Origin of the sequence: Crystallibacter permensis (assembly GCF_025960875.1) — a bacterium.
GTDB classification, from domain to species: domain Bacteria; phylum Actinomycetota; class Actinomycetes; order Actinomycetales; family Micrococcaceae; genus Crystallibacter; species Crystallibacter permensis.
This window is the reverse complement of the sequence record NZ_JAODLR010000048.1, coordinates 1-4949: the sequence shown is the minus strand read 5'-3', so window position 1 is coordinate 4949 and position 4949 is coordinate 1. Positions and strand designations below refer to the sequence as shown.

The 4949-nt window shown below is 61.3% G+C and carries 5 protein-coding genes; all 5 read left to right on the top strand.

Annotated elements, in window-relative coordinates; all coding sequences use genetic code 11:
• Positions 1–282 precede the first annotated feature (282 nt).
• Entirely contained in the window at positions 283–1398 is a 1116-nt protein-coding gene (locus B0G38_RS23005; RefSeq protein ID WP_264671625.1) for an ATP-binding protein, read from the top strand.
• 554 nt (positions 1399–1952) lie between these two features.
• Positions 1953–2444, top strand: a complete 492-nt coding sequence (locus B0G38_RS23000; protein WP_264671624.1) for a MerR family transcriptional regulator — start codon at positions 1953–1955, stop codon at positions 2442–2444.
• On the top strand, positions 2434–3219 hold the full coding sequence (locus B0G38_RS22995) for a Crp/Fnr family transcriptional regulator (protein WP_264671623.1): 786 nt from the start codon (positions 2434–2436) through the stop codon (positions 3217–3219). The genes B0G38_RS23000 and B0G38_RS22995 overlap by 11 nt, the downstream gene beginning before the upstream one ends.
• A 43-nt stretch (positions 3220–3262) precedes the next feature.
• Positions 3263–3805, top strand: a complete 543-nt coding sequence (locus B0G38_RS22990) for a carboxymuconolactone decarboxylase family protein (protein WP_264671622.1) — start codon at positions 3263–3265, stop codon at positions 3803–3805.
• 114 nt (positions 3806–3919) lie between these two features.
• Positions 3920–4858, top strand: a complete 939-nt coding sequence (locus B0G38_RS22985; RefSeq protein WP_264671621.1) for an ABC transporter substrate-binding protein — start codon at positions 3920–3922, stop codon at positions 4856–4858.
• The last annotated feature ends 91 nt before the right edge of the window (positions 4859–4949 follow it).

The window sequence follows — 4949 nt, the reverse complement described above, 5'->3', positions numbered from 1 at the left end:
TTCAACTCCTTGCATGAATCCAGTCTTAACGAGGCAGGAAAATATTCCAGCAGGCGCGCCTTAAACCCCCCCAAAATTATTCAGCGCATTCCTAGGTGCACGCGCTACGACACGCCAGTGCCGGTGAATAGTTTCAGCAGTAGGTACGGCCTTGCTGGTCTGCCTGGTTTTCTCCACCCGCCCGCGAATCGAACGTTGGACCGCGGGTCTAACCAAATCTAAAAAGTCTAAACAAGTCTAAAAAGTCTAAAAGAGTCTAAAGGAGTCCGGTAGACTGTCCCTATGCGCAACCCATTCCACGCAAGCTTCGGCGTCAGCCCTCCCCTCCTGGTTGGCCGGGATGCCGTGATCGACGACTTCGTCGAAGCGTTGGAAGACGGCCCCGGCTCCTCCGGCCGCGCCACCCTGTACACAGGGGCGCGTGGATCGGGCAAGACCGTCATGCTCAATGCCATCGAAGACCGGACCAGGGAACGCGGCTGGCTCGTGATCAGCGAGACCGCCTCCCCCGGATTCATCAACCGGATCACCCGACAGCATCTGCCCCGGCTGCTGCGCAGTTTCGATCCGGACGCGGTGCGCCGCAAATTGACGGGGATCACCGGCCCTCTCAACTTTGGAGCCCTCACATGGGAAACCATTGACTCCCACGTCACGGAAGCGGGGCTGCGTAATCAGGTTGAGTTGCTTACCGACCTTCTCGCCGAACACGAAACCGGCCTCCTGATCACCCTCGATGAGATTCACCAGAACCAGATCCATGAACTGCGGGACCTTGCGACCACGGTTCAGCACTCATTCCGCGAAGGCCGCGAGCTCGCGTTCGCCGGCGCAGGACTCACCTCGGCCATCAGCGACGTCATGAACGATGAAGTGCTCACCTTCCTCCGCCGGGCCGAGCGCCACACACTCGGGCCGGTTACCCGCAGCGAGGTGGACCGCGCGCTGCGGGAACCGATCGAATCATCCGGGCGAACGATCTCCAATGAGGCGTTGCAAGTGATGACCGATGGGACGAACGGCTACCCCTTCCTCATCCAACTCGTCGGTGCACAAACGTGGCGGCTCCATCCCTCCGCGGCGGAGATCTCCGTCAAAGATGCGCACCAGGGTGTCGCCAAGGCACTGCGGCGCCTTGGCGCGCTCGTCCATGAACCTGCCCTGGCCGACGCTTCGGACATCGACAAGTCCTTCCTCCTGGCAATGGCGAAAGATGACCGGCCATCGAAAATGTCCGACGTCCAGGAACGCATGGGAGTGAACGTCAGCTACGCGAGCCAGTACCGCCTTCGACTGATCGCTGCCGAGCTGATTCACTCTCCGCGCCGGGGTTATGTCGATTTCGCCCTGCCATACCTCCGCGAGTACCTCCGGGAACATGTAGCTGCGAACATCTGACCTGCGGTAGTCCGCTCACGAAGCGTGGCCAGGTGGAGGAACGCACTGGGGGGATTTGTCTGGTTTCCGGCATTCGTCGCATGAGGCGATACGAACGGCTCAAATGTGTATTGCAAATGCCACGTAGTGCCATTGACAGCCTCCGGCATTAACGTTTAACTTGAGCTATGCCCTCCGCGGGTTCATGCCGCGCTGGGAGGTCTTGTTGGGGGAAGCAATGGGCGCCAAACACACTTTTTGGGCAGTAAGGCGCCAGCTTCGGGCATGCCGTATGGAACCGCACGACGGGCCGTCACCGGACAGGGCCTGACTTTGCGAAGACAGGCACTCAAACCTTGGCACCCGCGGTCCGGAACCGCACCGACGCCGGCGAAAAGATCACCCGGGCCGGCTACGTCATCGACGAGTGGGACGGAACCGTGGCCACCCTCTCCCGCCGGGCCTGACCGCCGACGAAGGGCTGCGCGGCGAGGAAATCCGGGAGTCACCGGCGAGGCTCCCGAGAGGCTGGCAGCTGAACATGCACAATGGCAGCAGGATGGGGGTAAGAACAAATGGCCTTTGACGTGCGCCTGACAGCAGTGCTTACCGGCACGACCGTGCCCCAGTTGCGCCGATGGCGGCAGAGGGGGATCTTCGAGCCGGAGCTTCCGGATTCGGAGGCAGGGGCATTGCAATACTCCTACCGGGACCTTATGGCGCTTCGCGCCATAGCCTTTCTTCGCGCCAAGGTGTCACTCCAGAAAATCCGCGCTGCTCTGTCCGTGCTTCGGAAATTGTCATACAACGATCACCTGTCGGCCTACACTTTCGGTGCAGATGGTCGAAGCGTCGGCGTCCACCTGGTGATCTCGGTACTGATCGGCCTCGCCTACGGCGCCCTCTGGTGGGTACTCGGCCCGCTGGTCATCATGCCCTTGATGCTCGGAATGCCGCTCTTCACCATGGATGCAATGGCTATGCTCTCCCTCATGGGCCACTTGGTCTATGGCCTGGTCCTGGCACTCGTCGCAGTGCGTGTCCTGAAGCCGGCACATGAACAATGACTGGGAAAAGAGGCTGGAAGCCGCCGCTGGCGGCTCCCAGCCCTGGTCGCCGCGTGAACGCGAGCCATACCCGCTGATGGCTGGGCCGGATGACCCCTTCAGCTGCCTGAACGAGGTGGATCTTTTCGCCGACCTCACGCCGGAAGAAATGCATGCCATGGACATGATGGCGCCGGCCCGCATGTTCCGCCGCGGCGAACTGGTTTTCAGCCAGTCGCAGCCGGTTACCGCGCTCTTCATCCTCAAGTCCGGCCGGGTGCGCATTTTCAGAGTCGCGGAAGACGGCAAAGCCCTGACCATGGCCATCCTTGAGCCCGGCGCCGTCTTCGGTGAAATGCTACTGGTCGGTCAACGCATGTACGACAACTACGCCGAAGCCATCGAAGATTCAGCCATCTGCAAACTCGGCGTCGAGGACGTCGAGCGCTATCTGATTTCCGACCCCCGGATAGCCCTGCGGATCTCCCGTCTGCTGGGCGAGCAAGTCGCCGGTCTGGAGGAACGGCTCACCGATCTGGCACTGCGTCCTCTGCCGGCCCGGGTCGCCTCCACCCTGCTGACGCTCGCCACAGCAACCCGAAGCAGCAGGTTCGGACAGACCAGATCCATCCGGCTCACCCACGAGCAGATCGCTGGGCTGCTCGGTGCCACCAGGGAGGCAACCAGCAAAACGTTGGGCGAACTCGCAGCGAAAGGCATCATCAGGCAGACCCGCGGCCGCATCACCATCCTCGATACAGCTGCGCTCCAGGCAGCTGCGCGAAACCTCCATTAACAGCAACCCAACAAAGTCTGTCCGATCAACCAAAGGAACAAGGATGCCCCGTATTCCCGTACACACCATCGACTCCGCACCTCAAGCTTCCAAGGAAATAGCCGCCAAGCTGGAGCAACGGATGGGCAAGTTCCTCAACATCCACGCCAGCATGGCTCATTCGCCCACAGTGATCGCTGCCTATAACGGACTCTCGGAGGCCATTGACTCCCACGGCTCCTTCGACGCACAGACCAAGGAAGCCATCGCCCTGGCAGTAGGCAATCAGAACGGCTGCGACTACTGCCAGGCCGCCCATACACTTTCTGCCCGCAAGGCCGGTCTGGCGGACGAGCAGATCCTTGCCGTCCGCGCCGGAGAAGTGGATTTCGATCCGAAAATTGCCGCCATCACCGAAGTGGCCCGCGAAGCAGCCGCCAAGGCCGGCGACGTTTCAGACCCCGCATGGCAGGCCGCTCTGGACGCCGGCTGGAGCAACGAAGAGTTAACCGAAGCATTCGCCCACATTGCCGCTAACCTCTTCACCAACTACTTCAACCACTACGCCGGAACCGATCTCGACCTCCCCGCGGTACCCGCTCCCTGACAAACGGCCTTTCTGCGACAACGCTTGATGCTGTGGCTTACCCCGCGGCGTCAAGCGTTCCTGCGATTGGCGCAGATCAGCTCTCCATCACTTTCTGAATCACCGAAAAGGAACATGAACATGCGAGCAGTCTCCAAACATTGGGCCGCCTCGGCGGCAGGAACGCTGGCCGTCCTGGCGATGACAGCCTGTGGCGCAACGTCGAACCCTCTCGACGGCGGTGAAGCCTCCGGTCCTGGCGACGGGGCTTTAGTGGTGGGCTCCGCGAATTTTCCGGAAAACGAGACGCTGGCAGAAATTTATGCTGGTGCCTTGAATGCGGCCGGTGTTCCGGCGACTACCAAGTTGTCCATCGGTTCCCGGGAAGTTTACGTCCGGGCGCTGCAGGACGGATCCATCGATCTTGTTCCCGATTACAGCGGCAACCTGCTGCGGTACGCGGACCCTGAAGCGACGGCAGTCAGCGCTGAAGACGTGATGGCGGCTCTGCCCGCGGAGCTGCCTGCCGGCCTGGCCGTGCTGGAACCGGCAGCGGCCGAGAACAAGAACTCTATCGTGGTCACGCAGGCCACCGCGGAAGAATACGATCTGGAGAGCCTCGCCGATCTCGGGAAGGTCTGTGACCGTATTGCCTTGGGCATGCCGCCCGAAGCCGAGGAGCGGCCCCAGGGACTTCCCGGACTTAAGGCAGCGTACGGATGTGTGCCCAAGGAATTCGTGCCCATCAATGACTCCGGCGGACCCGTCACCGTCGGGGCGCTGCTCGAAGACCAGATCCAGGCGGCAAATGTTTTCAGCACTTCGCCGCTGATCGCGAAGCACAATCTGATCACTCTGGAAGACCCGAAGGATAATTTTGCCGCCCAACAGGTAGTGCCCCTCATCCAGGAAGACCGCGTCGACACCGAAGCAGCCGAGGTGCTCAACGAAGTCTCCCGCCAACTGACCACCGACGACCTCATCCAACTCAACGAAGAGGTTTCCGGCGAGGCAAAGCGCAGCGCCCGTGACGCTGCAGCGGCGTGGCTCGAAAGTAACGGATTCACCAGCTAGTAGTACTTAGTTAGGTCGGGGCGCGTTGTCGGCAGTGGGGGCAGTAACCGAGCCATGCGGCGAGAAGGCTTTGCAGTTCCTTCAGGACGCG